Genomic DNA, 13,553 nt, shown 5'->3' with positions numbered 1-13,553 from the left:
AACCGACTTCTGCTTTCGCTACGATGTTTCGACAGTCGTGAGCCGAAGGCGCGCGAGTTCAGAGCCGATACGTCGGCCCGTCGTCGGTGTCCTGTACCTCGACGCCGAGAGCTTCGAGGTCGTCACGGAGTTCGTCGGCGCGTTCGTAGTTTCCGGCCTCCCGTTCGGCTTCCCGCACGTCGAGGACGAGTTCGACGAGTTCGCCCGCCAGCGTCGCCTCGCCATCGCCGTCGCCGGTGAAATCGAAGCCGAACACGTCCCCGCCCAGTTCCTCGAAGGTCTCGACGGTCCGACGGAGCGCCCGGTAGTCGTAGTCGTCGCGTTCGTCGAGGTGTGCGTTGGCGGCGGAGGCGAGGTCGAACAGCGCCGCCAGCGCCTCGCGAGTGTTGAAATCGTCGTTCATCGCCTCCGTGAACGCCTCGTGAGTCTCCTCGACTGCGCCGCGGAGGTCGCTTTCGACTTTCGTGTGGGCGTCCGGCGAGTCGACGGCATCGACGACGCGTCTGTAGGCGTTTTCGAGCCGTTCCCAGCGTTCGATGGCTTCCTCGATGGCGTCGTCGCTGTAGGTCTGCGTGGAGTTGTACGACGCCGAGACGAAGAACATCCGCAGGGCGTTCGTCCCGAAGCGGTCGACGGCCTCCGAGACGGGAATGAAGTTGCCGAGGCTGGAGGACATCTTCTCGTCGCCCATCTGGAAGAGGTCGGCGTGCAGCCAGTACTTCGCGAACTGCTCGCCGGTGGCCGCCTCGCTTTGAGCGATTTCGTTCTCGTGGTGTGGGAAGACGAGGTCCCGACCACCCATGTGAATGTCGATGGAACTGTCGAGGTGGGTCATCGACATCGCCGAACACTCGATGTGCCAGCCGGGACGACCCTCGCCCCACGGCGACTCCCACGTCTCGCCGGCCGGCGAGTCGACGGCGTAGGTGCGGTCGTCGTGGCGGTGTTCCGCGACGGCGGACTCGCTGACGCCGTCGGCCTTCCACAGCGCGAAGTCCGCCGGGTGGCGTTTCTCCGAGCGCTCCTCGTCGACGCCCTGTGCCTCGACGTCCTCGAGTCGCTGATTCGAGAGTTTGCCGTAGTCGGGGAACTCGGTCACGTCGAAGTACACCGACCCGTTGGACTCGTAGGCGTAGCCCTTCTCGACCAGCGTCTCGATGAGGTCGATGATTTCGGGGACGTGTTCGGAAACCCGCGGGTACACCTCCGCCCGCTTGAGATTCAGCGCGCGCATATCCGAGAGCAACTGGCCGACGAACCGTTCGGCGACCGCGCCTTCGCTGTCGCCGAGGTCGTCCTCGCCGATTCGGGCGACGATTTTCTCGTTCACGTCGGTGATGTTCTCGACGTGGCGGACGCCGTAGCCGAGGTGTTCGAGCCAGCGGTGGATGACGTCGACGTGCGTCCACGTGCGTGCGTGTCCGAGGTGGGCCGCATCCGAGACGGTCAGTCCACAGTAGTACAGCAGTACGTCGTCGGGGTCGGCCGGCTCGAACGGTTCGCGCTCCCCGGAGAGCGTGTTCAGCACACGAAGAGTCATTGTCGGAGGGAACTCCCCGGGTCGGTTTCAATGCGTCGTTATAACGCGTCCTCGACGGCCCGGACGGCGTTGGCGCCGTCCCGGTGGCCGACCACGACGACGAGCGTTCCCTCCGTGCCGGCGGCCGCCTCGACACCGACTTCGGCGGTCCGGAGCCGTCCGAGTACGTCGGCGAGAGCATCGGCATCGACATCACCCGACGCGACGACGGCGGTGCTGTCGCCGCCGTCCGCAGCGAAGGCGGTGTCGCCGACGACGAGCAAGGCCTCGGTGTCCCCGTCGGCGGGACCGACACCCGACTTCATCGAGACGCTGGCGCGGCGGTTCGGGGGTTCGTACTCCGCTAACTCCTCGGCGTACCGTCGGAGCGCGGCGGTGACGGCCTCGACGTCCCCCACGTTGAGGAAGCGTGCGGCGGCGGTGTAGTTGACGACGCCGGCCCGGAGGGCAGTCTCCAGAAAGGGGTGTTCGCGGACGGCCTCGCGGGTGTCGGCAGCGACGGTCATGTCGGTCGCACTCGGCGCGGCGACAAACCGATGTCGGTCCCCGAACCCGACCTTCGGGTTGCGAAGCCCCTAAGAGCGCGCTGGCCGTGCCTTCGGGTATGCAAGCGCTCGTCATCGTCGCCCACGGGTCGCATCTGAACCCGGACGCGAGTACGCCCACCTACGAGCACGCCGATACCGTGCGTGCGGCCGGCGTCTTCGACGAGGTCCGGACCGCCTTCTGGAAGGAAGAGCCGTCGTTCCGCGAGGTGCTTCGGACCATCGAAAGCGAGGAAGTGTACGTCGTCCCGCTGTTCATCTCGGAGGGGTACTTCACCGAGCAGGTCATCCCCCGAGAGCTCCGCCTCGACGACTGGGACGTAGCCGAGTGGGACTCCGACGGCACGAGTGCGACCCACAGCACGCTGGAGGCCGGCGACGTGGAGAAGACGGTCCACTACTGCGGTCCCGTCGGCACCCACGACGCGATGAGCGACGTCATCGTCCGCAGAGCCGAGACGGTGACCGACGACCCCGACGTGGGAGAGGGGTTCGGACTGGCCGTCGTCGGCCACGGCACCGAGCGCAACGAGAACTCCGCGAAGGCGATCGAGTACCACGCCGAGCGCATCGGCGAGATGGGCCGCTTCGACGAGGTGAAGGCGCTGTTCATGGACGAGGACCCCGAAATCGACGACGTGACCGACTTCTTCGAGAGCGAAGACATCGTCGTCGTCCCGCTGTTCGTCGCCGACGGCTATCACACCCAGGAGGACATCCCCGAGGACATGGGGCTGACCGAAGACTACCGGACGGGGTGGGAGACGCCCGCCGAAGTCGATGGCCACCGCATCTGGTACGCCGGCGCCGTCGGCACCGAGGCGCTGACCGCCGACGTCATCATCGAGCGGGCCGCCGACGCCGGCGCCAACGTCGGGAACGCAATCGAGGAAATCCGCCGCCGGACGCGCGTGGCGGGTGCCGACAGCAACGCGAGCGTGGGGGACTGACGTGAACGACGCACAACTCGACGCCCTGGTGGCGGCCGCCGACGAGGGCGTCGACTGCGACGGCCTCCGCGTCACCGCCGACGGCGACGCCTACACGTTCGAACTGCCCGGCGAGACCCACGAGGGACTCGCCGAATCGGGACTCCGCGAGCATGCGACCGAGAACCCGTGGTTCGTCTCGAACTGGCACTACTGGAACGAGCGCGACCGGCCCGAAGCGGAGACGGCGTACCTCCGATGGCTCGAAGGCGCCGACGACCGCCCGGTGCCCGAACGGTACGAGGCACTCGCCGACGGCGGCATCGAGGCATCGTGGGGAGAACTCGCCATCGAAATCGGTCTCGGCGACGACGGCGACCGGACCTACACGCTCCGCCACGAGGACGACGCCGACGCCGACACCGCGTCCCTCGATGTCCACACCGACCCGCTTGAAGCGCGCGAACTCGTCAAACGCGACGACAGAGGCCGATACCGGCCGCTGAAGACCGCTCCGACGCTCCCGACTGGGTGGGCGTTTCTCGACCTCGACGGTCGGGCGTTGGCCCGGACCGTCGACATCGTCTACCCTGCGACGGTCGCCAACTGGTATCTCGAGCGAAAAGGCGACCTCGACGTCTCGAACTGGACGGAGACGATGGAGCGACAGACGGGCATCTACGGCGTCGTCGAGACGTGGGACCGAGGTGAAGGCCACGAACACGTCGACTGGGTGGCGGAGGCCTGCTGTGCGGATTCTCAGTGTCTCAAGCGTCGGGAGTGGGAGTACGACGACGACACCGACCTCGCGGTCGACGGCGGCGACGGCGCCTTCCCCTGCCGGGAACCCTGCTCGCTCGTCATCGCGGCGGCCCGCCAGTGGACGAAACTCGAGGGCGAACAGTCGAAAACCTACGAGTTCGAGTTGACGCCCTCCGAGAAGGAACAAATCGAGGACATCATCGACGCCGTCGCCGACGGGGAGGCCGACGACATCCGCGAGGCCGACGTGTACGAGGGCGCCAACCGCTATCGGACGCGGTTCCTCAGAGCCAAGCGGTTCGACGACGAGGGACGGCTCTGTGGCGTCCCGACCGATGACGAGGAGAACTAACCGAGGAGATAGTACGCCGCGACGGCGCACAGACCGCCCGCGAGGACGGCGAAGGCGCCCATCACGAAGTTGATTCCGTCGGCCGTAATCAGCGCAGCGACGGCCAACAGCAGCGCGATTGCCGCGAGGACGACGACCGGCAACGCCCGGAGGTTCGTCGACGGCGTCGACGAATCGTCGGTCTGCTGCGGCTTCGAGAGGTCCGGGTCGACTTCGACCGGCTCTTTCTCCGGCGTCCGGTCGAAAATCACGTCGACGAAGTGGGTTTCACCGCCGTGGGCGGTGACGACTTTCAACTTCCCGCGGATGCTCTCGCGTGGCCACTCCGGTCGCGGTCGAACCTCGACTTGGACGCCGCGAGCCTCCTCGGATTCGACGTAGTGGTTCGACGCCTCGATGCGTGCGATCTCCGAGAGCGTATCGTCGAGATGGAGGTGGACGTGGGAGGCCTCACCGTGGTTCCGCAGTTCGACGACGAACGGCCCGTCGGCTTCGAACGTCGTCGGCGCGTCCAGCGTGTGGAGGCCCGACCGATTGATGTCGACGCCGAGCGTTCGAGTCACGGGCAGGGGGTCGGCCGGTGAGGTTAAAAATACTCGCCTCCCACTTTTTGCACGCTCCGGCGGTGCGCCGAGGGCGAACACGCCTCCGCGGTCATCAGATTCCTGTGGAATCTGATGGGCAATCAAATCGCTACGCGATTTGATGACGGCAAAAACGTGGGGGAAAATAGCGCGTACTCCTTCCGCTCGCTTCGCTCGCGTCAGTCCGTGCGCGCTACCGACGCCTCCCTCCGGTCGGCTCGGAGAACCGCGCTCGCTGCGCTCGCGCGGACAGTAAACATCACTTCGGCTGATACTGTGTCGAAGAACGTCGATTGGAAAAGGGACCTACGCGGCCGCTTCGTCCCGCATGTCCGGCGGCAGCAGGTTCGGGATGCCGTCCTCGATGGGATACTCCTCGCCGCATTCGGTACAGACGAGTCGACCCTCCAGAATCTCGTCGTCGTTCTCGCGGATGACCTCCAGTTCGAGGTCGCTCTTGTCCAGCGGACAGCACAGGATGTCCATCAGCGACTCCTTCATGAACCTACCTGCGTGGGGACCGGCCAAAAGTATGGCGGGTCCCGGCCGTCCGCGGGGGTTTTGCCTCCGGCCGTCGAAACTCGCTCATGGCCGACGGCACCTACACGCTCCTCGTCGAACTCCCCGAGGCCGCGACCATCGAGGTCGGCGCCCTCGGCGAACACCGCTTTCGGCCCGGCTGGTACGCCTACACCGGCAGCGCACTCGGGTCGGGCGGGTTCTCGCGGGTCGACCGCCACTACGAACTCGCGGCGGGCGACCGGGAGACCCGCCACTGGCACGTCGACTACCTGCTAGGAGAGGAGGCGGCAGCGCTCCGGGGTGACGTTCGGACGGTCGGTGCGGACGTGGAGTGTGCCGTCGCCGAGCGCCTGCCCGACGGCCCCGTCGAGGGGTTCGGAGCGTCGGACTGTGACTGTCCCAGTCACCTCGCCTACGGGGCCGACGGTGGCGAGTTACAACGGACGGTTGCCAGCGTCCACCGTGACGTATCCGAGGAGTGAATCTCGACTCATGCCCGCGCGGAGGACGTGACGTAGATGCCGAAAAGCACCACGACACCGCCGAGGACCGTCGTCACGCCCGGCGCTTCGCCGAGAAAAACGAGTGCCAGCACTGTTGCGCCGACGGGTTCGCCGAGCAGCGAGACGCTCACGACCGAAGACTCGACGTGTTCGAGTGCCCAGTTGACGACGGTGTGGCCGAAGAGACCCGGACCGACCGCCATCGCGAGGAAGATAAGCCACTCCCGTCGCCCGTAGCCAGTCAACTGCTGGCCGTCGACCAACGCGACGACCAGGAGCGTAATCGTACAGGCGGTGTAGACGACGAGGACGTACGGAACGAGTGCGACGCGTTGACGGAGCGACCGCCCGACGAGGACGTAGATGGCGGCCATCACCGCACCGAGGACGGCGAGGGAGTTGCCGTACAGCGGACGGGACCCCGCGACTGCGGCGCCAGAAAGGAACTCCGCAGCCGACATGGCGACGATTCCGAGGACGGCGACGGCGATACCGAGGGCTTTCCGCGCGCCGATTCGCTCGCTCAACACCAGCGCCGCACCAACCGCGACGAACAGCGGTTGGGATTGGACGAGCGTGACGCTGGCGGCGACGCTGGTCCACGAGAGGCTCTCGAAGTACGCGGCGAAGTGCAAGGCGAGTGCGGCGCCAGTCAGGGTCGCAACGAGAAGGTCACGAGGGCGAAATCGCGCGAACTCACCCCGGTACCGCGTCAGGAGGAAGGGCGCGACGAGAAGCGTCGTGAGCAGGACTCGGTAGAACGCGAGGACGACCGACGGGGCCGTACTCCACCGGACCAGAACGGCACTCGTCGACACCGCGAGGATGGCGACGGCGAGGGCGGCCAGTGGAGGCGTCCGTGATTCGAGTCGCGCGAGCACACTCGACGTGGTGGGGGAGCCGACTTGTCGGTTCCGGGACGGCGACGGTTCCGCAACCGATTTGCGGGGTCGACTGAAGACGACGGTATGGACGACTCCCGCGTCGGCGCGCTGTTCGTACTCTGCTCGGGGGCCGGCTTCGGTACGCTGGGCGTCCTCGGCGTCGTCGCGGGCGAGGAGGGGCTGTCGATACCGACCGTGCTGTTCTTCCGGTTCGCTCTCGCGACGGTCCTCGTCTGGAGCATTCTCGCGATTCGAGGCGAGCTGCAGCTACTATCCGGGCGGAACCTGCTGGTCGGGGTCGCACTCGGCGCGTTCGGCTACGCCGCGATGAGCGGCCTGTACTTCGTCGGACTGGAGTTCATGACCGCCGGAATGGTCGGCATCGTCCTCTACACCTACCCCGTCTTCGTCCTCGTGTTGGCGGCCGCGTTTCTCGACGAACCGGTCGACAGACAGCGCGTCGCCGCCCTGTTGGTCACGCTAGGGGGCATCGCACTCATCACGGGGGCTGACCCCGCGGCGGCCGACCCCCGCGGCGTCGGTATCGTCCTCGTGGCGGCCGTCGTCTACGCGACGTACATCACGGTGAGTCGAACGACGCTCACGGACGTGAGCGCGCCGACGCTGACCGCACACGTCCTGCCGGCGGCCGCGGTGACCTTCCTCGGTATCGGCCTCGCGACGAACAGCCTCTCGGTTCCGTCGACGAGCGTGGGATGGGGAGCCGTCGTCGGCATCGCCGTCGTGGCGACGGCGATTCCCATCTTCGCGTTCTTCGCGGGACTGTCCAGAATCGGCGCCGGGCCGGCGTCGATTCTCAGCGCCGTCGAACCGGTCGTGACGGTCGCGCTGGGGGCGGCGTTCCTCGCCGAACCGGTCTCGGTCGTCGTGTTGGTCGGCGGTGGGTTGGTGTTGGTCGGCGTCGTCCTCGTCACGAGACGGTAGCCGACCGCCGGCATAACGAACCGGCAGTCCGCGGCAGTACGCTATAGACACCGCGGGGAGAACCGCCTGCACATGCTCGAAGACACGGTGTGTATCGTCTGCGGCGGCGGACACGGACTCGGCGAAGAGACGGCCGTTGCGATGGCCGATGAGGGAGCCTCGGTCGTCGTCAACGACCTCGGCGTCGACGTTTCCGGAAAGGGTAGCGACGAACAGCCAGCCGAGGAAACCGTCGAACGCATCGAAGCCGCCGGCGGCGAGGCGACCGCCCACTTCGGGGACGTGACCGACCTCGATTACACCGAAGAACTCATCGCGGACACCGTCTCGGAGTACGGCGCCGTCCACGGCATCGTCAACTTCGCGGGCGTGTTGCGCGACGGGATGTTGTTCAAGATGTCCGAAGAACAGTTCGACACGGTCGTCGACGTTCACCTGAAGGGCCACTTCTCGCTGCTTCGGAACGCCGCCAGCCACTGGCGGCAGCGACACAAGGCCAAGGGCGGCTTCGACCGGGAGCGGTCGTTCGTCTGTCTCTCCAGCGGCGTCTCCGTCGGCAACGTCGGGCAGGCGAACTACTCGGCGGCGAAGGCGGGGATTCTCGGCCTGATGCGAACCGCGGCGCTGGAACTCGACCAGTACGACGTTCGCGTCAACGCGATGTGGCCGACGGCGGTCACTCGGATGACCGAGGACCTGCCGGCGATGGCCGCCGCAGACCCCGAGGACCTCGGCCCCCAACACGTTACGGGCGTTCCCGTTTTCCTGTCGAGTGAGGCCGCCGAAGGCGTCACGGGCTGTACGCTGGCCGTCGCCGGCGACCGCGTCTCCATCGTCTCGGACCCCGAGCGTGAGCGAACTCTGTCGACGGACAGCGACGACGGCTGGTCGGCTACGGAGTTAGCCGAGCGCTGGTCGGAGTTGACCGACGGCTTCGAGACGACGCGGCTGAACAGCGGCTGGTAGCTACTCCAGCAGTTCCTTCGTCTTCTTGTGTCGACCCCGGAACATCGGCTCGAAACCGACCCACCCGAGCGGCGACGCCGCACGTCCGAGGGCACCGCCGGGGAGTTCGTACTCCACGCGGTCGGAGACGATGGTTCCGTCGCCGTCGGCGAAGAACCGGTGGGTGTGTTCCCACGTCGGGAACGGTCCTTCCTCCATGGCGTCGTGGAACATCGCAGCACCGTCTTCCTCGGTGCGTTCGGTGACGACCGAGGTCCAGTGTTGTCGCGGACCGACGCCGAAGGGGCGAATGGACAGCTCGATTCGGGAACCGACCTCCAGAATCTCGGGGTCCGGTTCGCCGTCGGGACCGGTGACGCGCTCGATTTCGAGGTTCATGAAGCCGGGCGTCAGTGCGTCGAGCCCGTCGATAGTGGAGTGAAACGCCCACACGTCCTCGAAGGGGGCGTCGACGAACGTCTCGCGTCGGTACGTAGCCATACCTTACAGAGGGGCGCCAACGGCAAAACGGCACGGGCGGCGGAAATCGACGGATTGACCGAGAGAGCCGGTCACTTCAGCCGTTCCTGGAGGAAGGAGGGGTGGGCTGCTTCGACGCCATCGAGTGCGAGTATGTCCTCGCGGATAACATCGCCGACTGCGTCGCCATCCGAGGCACGCACCTCGGCCATCAGCATGTGGTCGCCACTGGAGGTGTACAGCGACTCGACCGCATCGAGGTTTTTCAGCTCTTGGGTCACCTCGACGTAGCGTTCGCTCGCCACGTCGATACCGACCAAGGCGATGGATTTCCCGGAGAGCTTCTTCGGGTCGATGTCGGCCGAGTAGCCGACGATGACCCCCTCGGACTCCAGTTTCTCGATGTACTTTCTAACCGTCGGCTTCGATACCTCCGCACGGTCTGCGATTTCGGCGTAGGAGGCCTGGGCGTCGTCCTCGAGGACGGCGAGTATTCGGTCCTCCGTCTCCGCGCTCATGGGGGTATCTTTTCTGTCCGTGAAAAAATATCTTCCGAAGAAGAAAACCGGTCCGGCGTGGCGAAGCAAGGTCGAAACAACACTCGTTTTCTGTTTACAACTATTGACCAGTCAGGAATAATTCCTAACAACGGTAACAGCATGGGGTATCCTTAAGTCCCTGCCGACAGCAGAATCGGCCGTATGACTATCGACGACATCGACCGCGTGACGGTTCTCGGCGCGGGGAGCATGGGACACGGTATCACTGAGGTCGTTGCCTTGGCGGGGTATCAGGTTACGATGCGCGACATCGAACAGGAGTTGGTCGACGACGGCTACGATGACATCGAGTGGTCCCTCGAAAAGCTCGCCGAGAAGGGCCTCATCGACCAGGCACCTGCGGACGTGATGGACCGAATCGACACCGCAGTCGACCTCGAAACCGCTACCGAGGACGCCGACCTCGTCATCGAGGCCGCCCCCGAGCAGATGGAAATCAAGAAGGACATCTTCGGGCAACTCGACGAGTACACACCCGAGGGTGCCATCCTCGCGTCGAACACCTCCTCGCTGTCGATTACCGAAATCGCCACCGCCACCGACCGCCCCGAGCAGGTCTGTGGGATGCACTTCTTCAACCCGCCGGTGAAGATGGAACTCGTCGAGGTCATCTACGGCGACGAGACGACCGACGACACCGCCGAGACGGCCTACGAGTTCGTCGAATCTATCGACAAGACGCCGATCTACGTCCGCAAGGACGTCAACGGCTTCGTCGTCAACTCGGTGCTCGGTCCGTTCGGCGACGAGGCCGCCTGGATGGCAAGCGAGGGCGTCGCGAGCGTCGAAGAAATCGACGCCGCGATGGTCCACCAGCGGGGCTACCCGATGGGGCCGTTCGAGCTGTCGGACATGACGGGTATCGACATCGGCTACCACGTCCGCAAGGAGGCCGGCAAACCCATCCCGCCCATCGTCGAGGAGAAGGTCGAAGCCGAGGAACTCGGCCAGAAGACCGGGAAGGGCTACTACGACTACGAGGACGGCGAGGGGACGACCTACGAGGCCGGACAGGGCGAGGACGTCGACTGGCTCCGCATCGAATCCCGAATCGTCAACGAGGCCGCGAAACTCATCGGCAACGATGTAGCCACCGCGGAAGCCATCGACACGGGTCTCCGACTCGGCGCCGGCTTCCCCGAGGGGCCGTGTCGCCGGGCCGATAAAATCGGTCTCGACACCGTCCTCGAGAAACTCGACGACCTCCACGAGGAGTACGGCGAGGAACGCTACGATGCCGCCGACTACCTGCGCGAACTCGTCGAAGCGGGCAACACCGGCGAGGACGCAGGAGCAGGCTTCTTCGACTACGGCGACTCCGCCGAGCGCGACTACACGACCATCAACCACTCGCTGAACGACGACGGCCTGCTGGAAATCGAACTCGACCGACAGGCCCGGATGAACGCGCTCAACGCCGACATGATGGACGAAATCGTCCACCTCCTGGAGAACGTCGACGTCGACGAGGTCCGGGCGGTCACATTCGAAGGCGCGGGCGACCGCGCGTTCTGTGCCGGCGCCGACATCACCGGCTTCGCGGGTATCGAACCCCACGAGGTCGAGGTGACGCCCGTCTTCCAGACGGTCAACGACTTCCCGCGACCGACGCTGGCGAAGATCGACGGCTACTGTCTCGGCGGCGGCAACGAACTCGCACTCGCCTGTGACCTCCGTATCGCCACCGAGGACTCGGAGTTCGGCTTCCCCGAAATCAACCTCGGCCTCATCCCGGGCGGCGGCGGCACCCAGCGCGCGATGCGGATGCTCACCGAGGCACGCGCGAAGGAACTCGTCTTCCGCGGCCACCGCATCGACGGCGAACTCGCCGAGGAGTGGGGTCTCATCAACCGCGCGGTCGACGACGACGAACTCGAGGAGACCGTCGAGGAGTACGTCTCCGACCTCGTCTCCGGCCCGCCAATCGCCCTCCGGAAGGCCAAGAAGGTGATGAACGAGGGTCGGGACCAGGACATCTCCGCGGGCCTCGAACTCGAATCGCAGGCGTTCGGCCTGCTGCTGTCGACCGACGACATGATGGAGGGCGCCTCCGCGTTCATGGAGGACCGCGAACCCGAGTTCGAGGGGAAATGAGCGACTGCGAGGCGAGCGCGTCGGACGGCGAACGCGACGACACCCTAGAGCGTGAGCTCCGGGAGCACGGCCTCTTCGAGTGGCTGAACCTCGACATCGACGTCGTCGAACCCGGCCGCGTCGTCTTCGAGTTGCCGTTCGACGAGAAGTTCGCCAACCTCGCCTCCGGTACCGTCCACGGCGGCGTCACGGCGACGGTCATCGACACCGCCTCCGGCTTTGCCCTGCGGTCGAGGTTCGACGACCCCGCGACCGCGCGGCTGACGACGACCGACCTCAACGTCCGATACGTCCGGCCCGCCCGCAACGACCTCCGCGTCGAAGCCGAAGTCGTCAGGGCCGGCGGGTCGATTGGATTCACCGAAAGCGAGGTCACGACCGTCCACCAGGGCGAAACGAAAACCGTCGCCACCGGCGGCACCAGCTACAGGCTGTTCAGAGAATGAGCCACCAAGACACCGAAGACGTGAGCGTCTTCGCCGATATCGAAGAGGGAGACACGGACGTCACGCAGGGACGAACCATCACCGAGGCCGACGTGACGAACTTCGCCGGCGTCTCGGGGGACTTCAACCACCTTCACACCGACGAGGAGCGGATGGGTGACTCCATGTTCGGCGAGCGAATCGCCCACGGTATGCTCGTCGTCAGTGCGGCGACGGGGCTGTTGTGGCAGTCTCGAACCGTCGAAGAGCGGGAGGCAGTCGTCGCCTTCTACGGTATGGACGAACTCCGGTTCCGACAGCCGGTGTACATCGGCGACACCATCCGCGTCGAAACCGAGGTGCTGGAGACCCGCGAGAAGCCCGACGGACCCGGCAACGGGACGGTCAAAAACGCCGTCGAAATCAAGAATCAGCGCGACCAGACGGTCGTCTCCTGTGAGATGACCTCGCTGATGAAGTAGTCACGCCGACCGCCCTCGTTTTATCAGTTCGTCGATGGCGCTCCGTTCGGGCAGCGACGGCACGACGCCGCGTTCGGTACAGGCGAGTGCGCCGGCAGCGATACCACGTTCGGTCGCTGCAAGCAGACTCAGTCCGTTCCCGCGAGCGACCGCGAAGGCGCCGTTGAACGCGTCGCCGGCGCCGGTCGTATCAACCACGTCGACGGGAATCGGGTCGACCGCTGTGGCGTCGTCGTCGGTCACCACGAGCGCGCCGTCGGCGCCCAGCGTCACCACCACTGCGTCGGGTCCGCGGGCGAGAACGGCTCGTGCGGCCGTCTCCTCGCCGATATCGGCGTCGGGTTCGTGGCCAGCCAGCAGGCGGACCTCGCTTTCGTTCGGCGTGAGGACGGAGACTCTCGCCAGGAGGTCGTCGGGAAGGTCACGGGGCGGGGCAGGATCCAAGACGACGTCGGCGCCGGCATCGGTGGCGATAGCGACTCCTTCGGTCACGGCTTCAAGCGGTATCTCCAACTGTGACAGGAACACGTCACTGCCCGCGAGGTCGCCGTCGGCCGACCGGACCGCCTCGGCGTCCAGTTCGTCGTTCGCCCCGCTGGCGACGGCGATGGCGTTTTCACCGGCTTCGTCGACGTGGATGAGTGCGACGCCGGTTGCAGTTTCGACCGATCGGACTGCGGCGTCGATGTCCTCCTCGACCCACAGCTCGCGGGCGGACTCGCCGAAGCGGTCGTTACCGACGCATCCGACGAAGGCTACGTCGCCACCGCTGCGGGCGGCAGCGATGGCCTGATTCGACCCTTTGCCACCGGCGTGTTCCTGAAAATCCTCGCCGGAGGCCGTCTCGCCGGGAACCGGAAGCGACGGCACGGTGACCGACATGTCGTGGTTGTAGGAGCCGACGGCGGCGATTCGAGGGGCGTCCGTCATACCGAACCGACAGCGGCGGTGCTCAAAAGCGTGATGACGGGACCCGCGATACGAGCGGTTTGCCGCGCCGG

At 66.0% G+C, this 13,553-nt stretch carries 16 protein-coding genes; 8 read left to right on the top strand and 8 right to left on the bottom strand.

Translation table 11 applies throughout. The features are described 5' to 3' along the window. Window positions 1-58: 58 nt before the first annotated feature. Together cysS and HWX69_RS09290 are read right to left on the bottom strand one after the other, a co-directional pair. On the bottom strand, window positions 59-1,540 hold the full coding sequence (gene cysS, locus HWX69_RS09295) for a cysteine--tRNA ligase (protein ID WP_178916843.1): 1,482 nt from the start codon (window positions 1,538-1,540) through the stop codon (window positions 59-61). 38 nt (window positions 1,541-1,578) lie between these two features. Next, the gene (locus HWX69_RS09290; protein WP_178916842.1) at window positions 1,579-2,046 is read right to left on the bottom strand and encodes a DUF7523 family protein; all 468 of its coding nucleotides are present in this window, start codon (window positions 2,044-2,046) and stop codon (window positions 1,579-1,581) included. Between the two features lie 98 nt (window positions 2,047-2,144). Here HWX69_RS09290 and HWX69_RS09285 point away from each other — a divergent pair, with 98 nt between their 5' ends. Both HWX69_RS09285 and HWX69_RS09280 read left to right on the top strand, forming a co-directional pair. Then, a complete protein-coding gene (locus HWX69_RS09285; protein WP_178916841.1) occupies window positions 2,145-3,035 on the top strand; it encodes a CbiX/SirB N-terminal domain-containing protein in 891 nt (296 codons plus the stop codon). 1 nt (window position 3,036) lies between these two features. After that, window positions 3,037-4,128, top strand: coding sequence for a DR2241 family protein (locus HWX69_RS09280; RefSeq protein WP_178916840.1), 1,092 nt, complete (start codon window positions 3,037-3,039; stop codon window positions 4,126-4,128). Here the strand turns inward: HWX69_RS09280 and HWX69_RS09275 are convergent. Both HWX69_RS09275 and HWX69_RS09270 read right to left on the bottom strand, forming a co-directional pair. Beyond that, window positions 4,125-4,691 carry a DUF7524 family protein gene (locus HWX69_RS09275; protein WP_178916839.1) on the bottom strand — a complete coding sequence of 189 codons (567 nt, stop codon included), beginning with the start codon at window positions 4,689-4,691 and terminating at the stop codon, window positions 4,125-4,127. The two genes, HWX69_RS09280 and HWX69_RS09275, sit on opposite strands and share 4 nt — an antisense overlap. Before the next feature lie 327 nt (window positions 4,692-5,018). Further along, window positions 5,019-5,213 (bottom strand): methytransferase partner Trm112, encoded by a 195-nt coding sequence (locus HWX69_RS09270; protein WP_156710009.1) that lies wholly within the window; start codon window positions 5,211-5,213, stop codon window positions 5,019-5,021. A gap of 86 nt (window positions 5,214-5,299) precedes the next feature. On the opposite strand from HWX69_RS09270, the gene HWX69_RS09265 reads away from it, so the two are divergent. After that, complete coding sequence (locus HWX69_RS09265) at window positions 5,300-5,716, top strand: GIY-YIG nuclease family protein (RefSeq protein WP_178916838.1); 417 nt, start codon at window positions 5,300-5,302, stop codon at window positions 5,714-5,716. An 8-nt stretch (window positions 5,717-5,724) separates the two neighbouring features. On the opposite strand, the gene HWX69_RS09260 is transcribed toward HWX69_RS09265, so the two are convergent. Beyond that, on the bottom strand, window positions 5,725-6,618 hold the full coding sequence (locus HWX69_RS09260; RefSeq protein ID WP_178916837.1) for an EamA family transporter: 894 nt from the start codon (window positions 6,616-6,618) through the stop codon (window positions 5,725-5,727). 87 nt (window positions 6,619-6,705) lie between these two features. On the opposite strand from HWX69_RS09260, the gene HWX69_RS09255 reads away from it, so the two are divergent. Both HWX69_RS09255 and HWX69_RS09250 read left to right on the top strand, forming a co-directional pair. After that, on the top strand, window positions 6,706-7,566 hold the full coding sequence (locus tag HWX69_RS09255) for a DMT family transporter (RefSeq protein ID WP_178916836.1): 861 nt from the start codon (window positions 6,706-6,708) through the stop codon (window positions 7,564-7,566). A gap of 72 nt (window positions 7,567-7,638) precedes the next feature. Then, window positions 7,639-8,532, top strand: coding sequence for an SDR family NAD(P)-dependent oxidoreductase (locus tag HWX69_RS09250; protein WP_178916835.1), 894 nt, complete (start codon window positions 7,639-7,641; stop codon window positions 8,530-8,532). On the opposite strand, the gene HWX69_RS09245 is transcribed toward HWX69_RS09250, so the two are convergent. Continuing rightward, on the bottom strand, window positions 8,533-9,012 hold the full coding sequence (locus HWX69_RS09245; RefSeq protein WP_178916834.1) for an SRPBCC family protein: 480 nt from the start codon (window positions 9,010-9,012) through the stop codon (window positions 8,533-8,535). It lies immediately after the preceding gene. A gap of 71 nt (window positions 9,013-9,083) precedes the next feature. Further along, entirely contained in the window at window positions 9,084-9,509 is a 426-nt protein-coding gene (gene lrpA1 / locus HWX69_RS09240; protein WP_178916833.1) for an HTH-type transcriptional regulator LrpA1, read from the bottom strand. A 183-nt stretch (window positions 9,510-9,692) separates the two neighbouring features. Here lrpA1 and HWX69_RS09235 point away from each other — a divergent pair, with 183 nt between their 5' ends. The 3 genes from HWX69_RS09235 to HWX69_RS09225 are packed head-to-tail and all read left to right on the top strand — an operon-like array spanning window position 9,693 to window position 12,552. Beyond that, window positions 9,693-11,645 carry a 3-hydroxyacyl-CoA dehydrogenase/enoyl-CoA hydratase family protein gene (locus HWX69_RS09235; RefSeq protein WP_178916832.1) on the top strand — a complete coding sequence of 651 codons (1,953 nt, stop codon included), beginning with the start codon at window positions 9,693-9,695 and terminating at the stop codon, window positions 11,643-11,645. Next, window positions 11,642-12,091 carry a PaaI family thioesterase gene (locus HWX69_RS09230; protein WP_178916831.1) on the top strand — a complete coding sequence of 150 codons (450 nt, stop codon included), beginning with the start codon at window positions 11,642-11,644 and terminating at the stop codon, window positions 12,089-12,091. Before HWX69_RS09235 ends, HWX69_RS09230 begins: the two co-directional genes overlap by 4 nt. Continuing rightward, window positions 12,088-12,552: a MaoC family dehydratase gene (locus HWX69_RS09225; protein ID WP_178916830.1), complete on the top strand. Its 465-nt coding sequence runs from the start codon at window positions 12,088-12,090 to the stop codon at window positions 12,550-12,552. The genes HWX69_RS09230 and HWX69_RS09225 overlap by 4 nt, the downstream gene beginning before the upstream one ends. Here the strand turns inward: HWX69_RS09225 and HWX69_RS09220 are convergent, their stop codons facing one another. Continuing rightward, on the bottom strand, window positions 12,553-13,482 hold the full coding sequence (locus HWX69_RS09220; RefSeq protein WP_178916829.1) for a ribokinase: 930 nt from the start codon (window positions 13,480-13,482) through the stop codon (window positions 12,553-12,555). It lies immediately after the preceding gene. Window positions 13,483-13,553: the final 71 nt, after the last annotated feature.

Origin of the sequence: Natronomonas gomsonensis (assembly GCF_013391635.1) — an archaeon.
In the GTDB taxonomy this organism is placed as follows: domain Archaea; phylum Halobacteriota; class Halobacteria; order Halobacteriales; family Haloarculaceae; genus Natronomonas; species Natronomonas gomsonensis_A.
The sequence above is the reverse complement of the archived record's forward strand: the minus strand, read 5'-3'. Positions and strand labels throughout refer to the sequence as shown.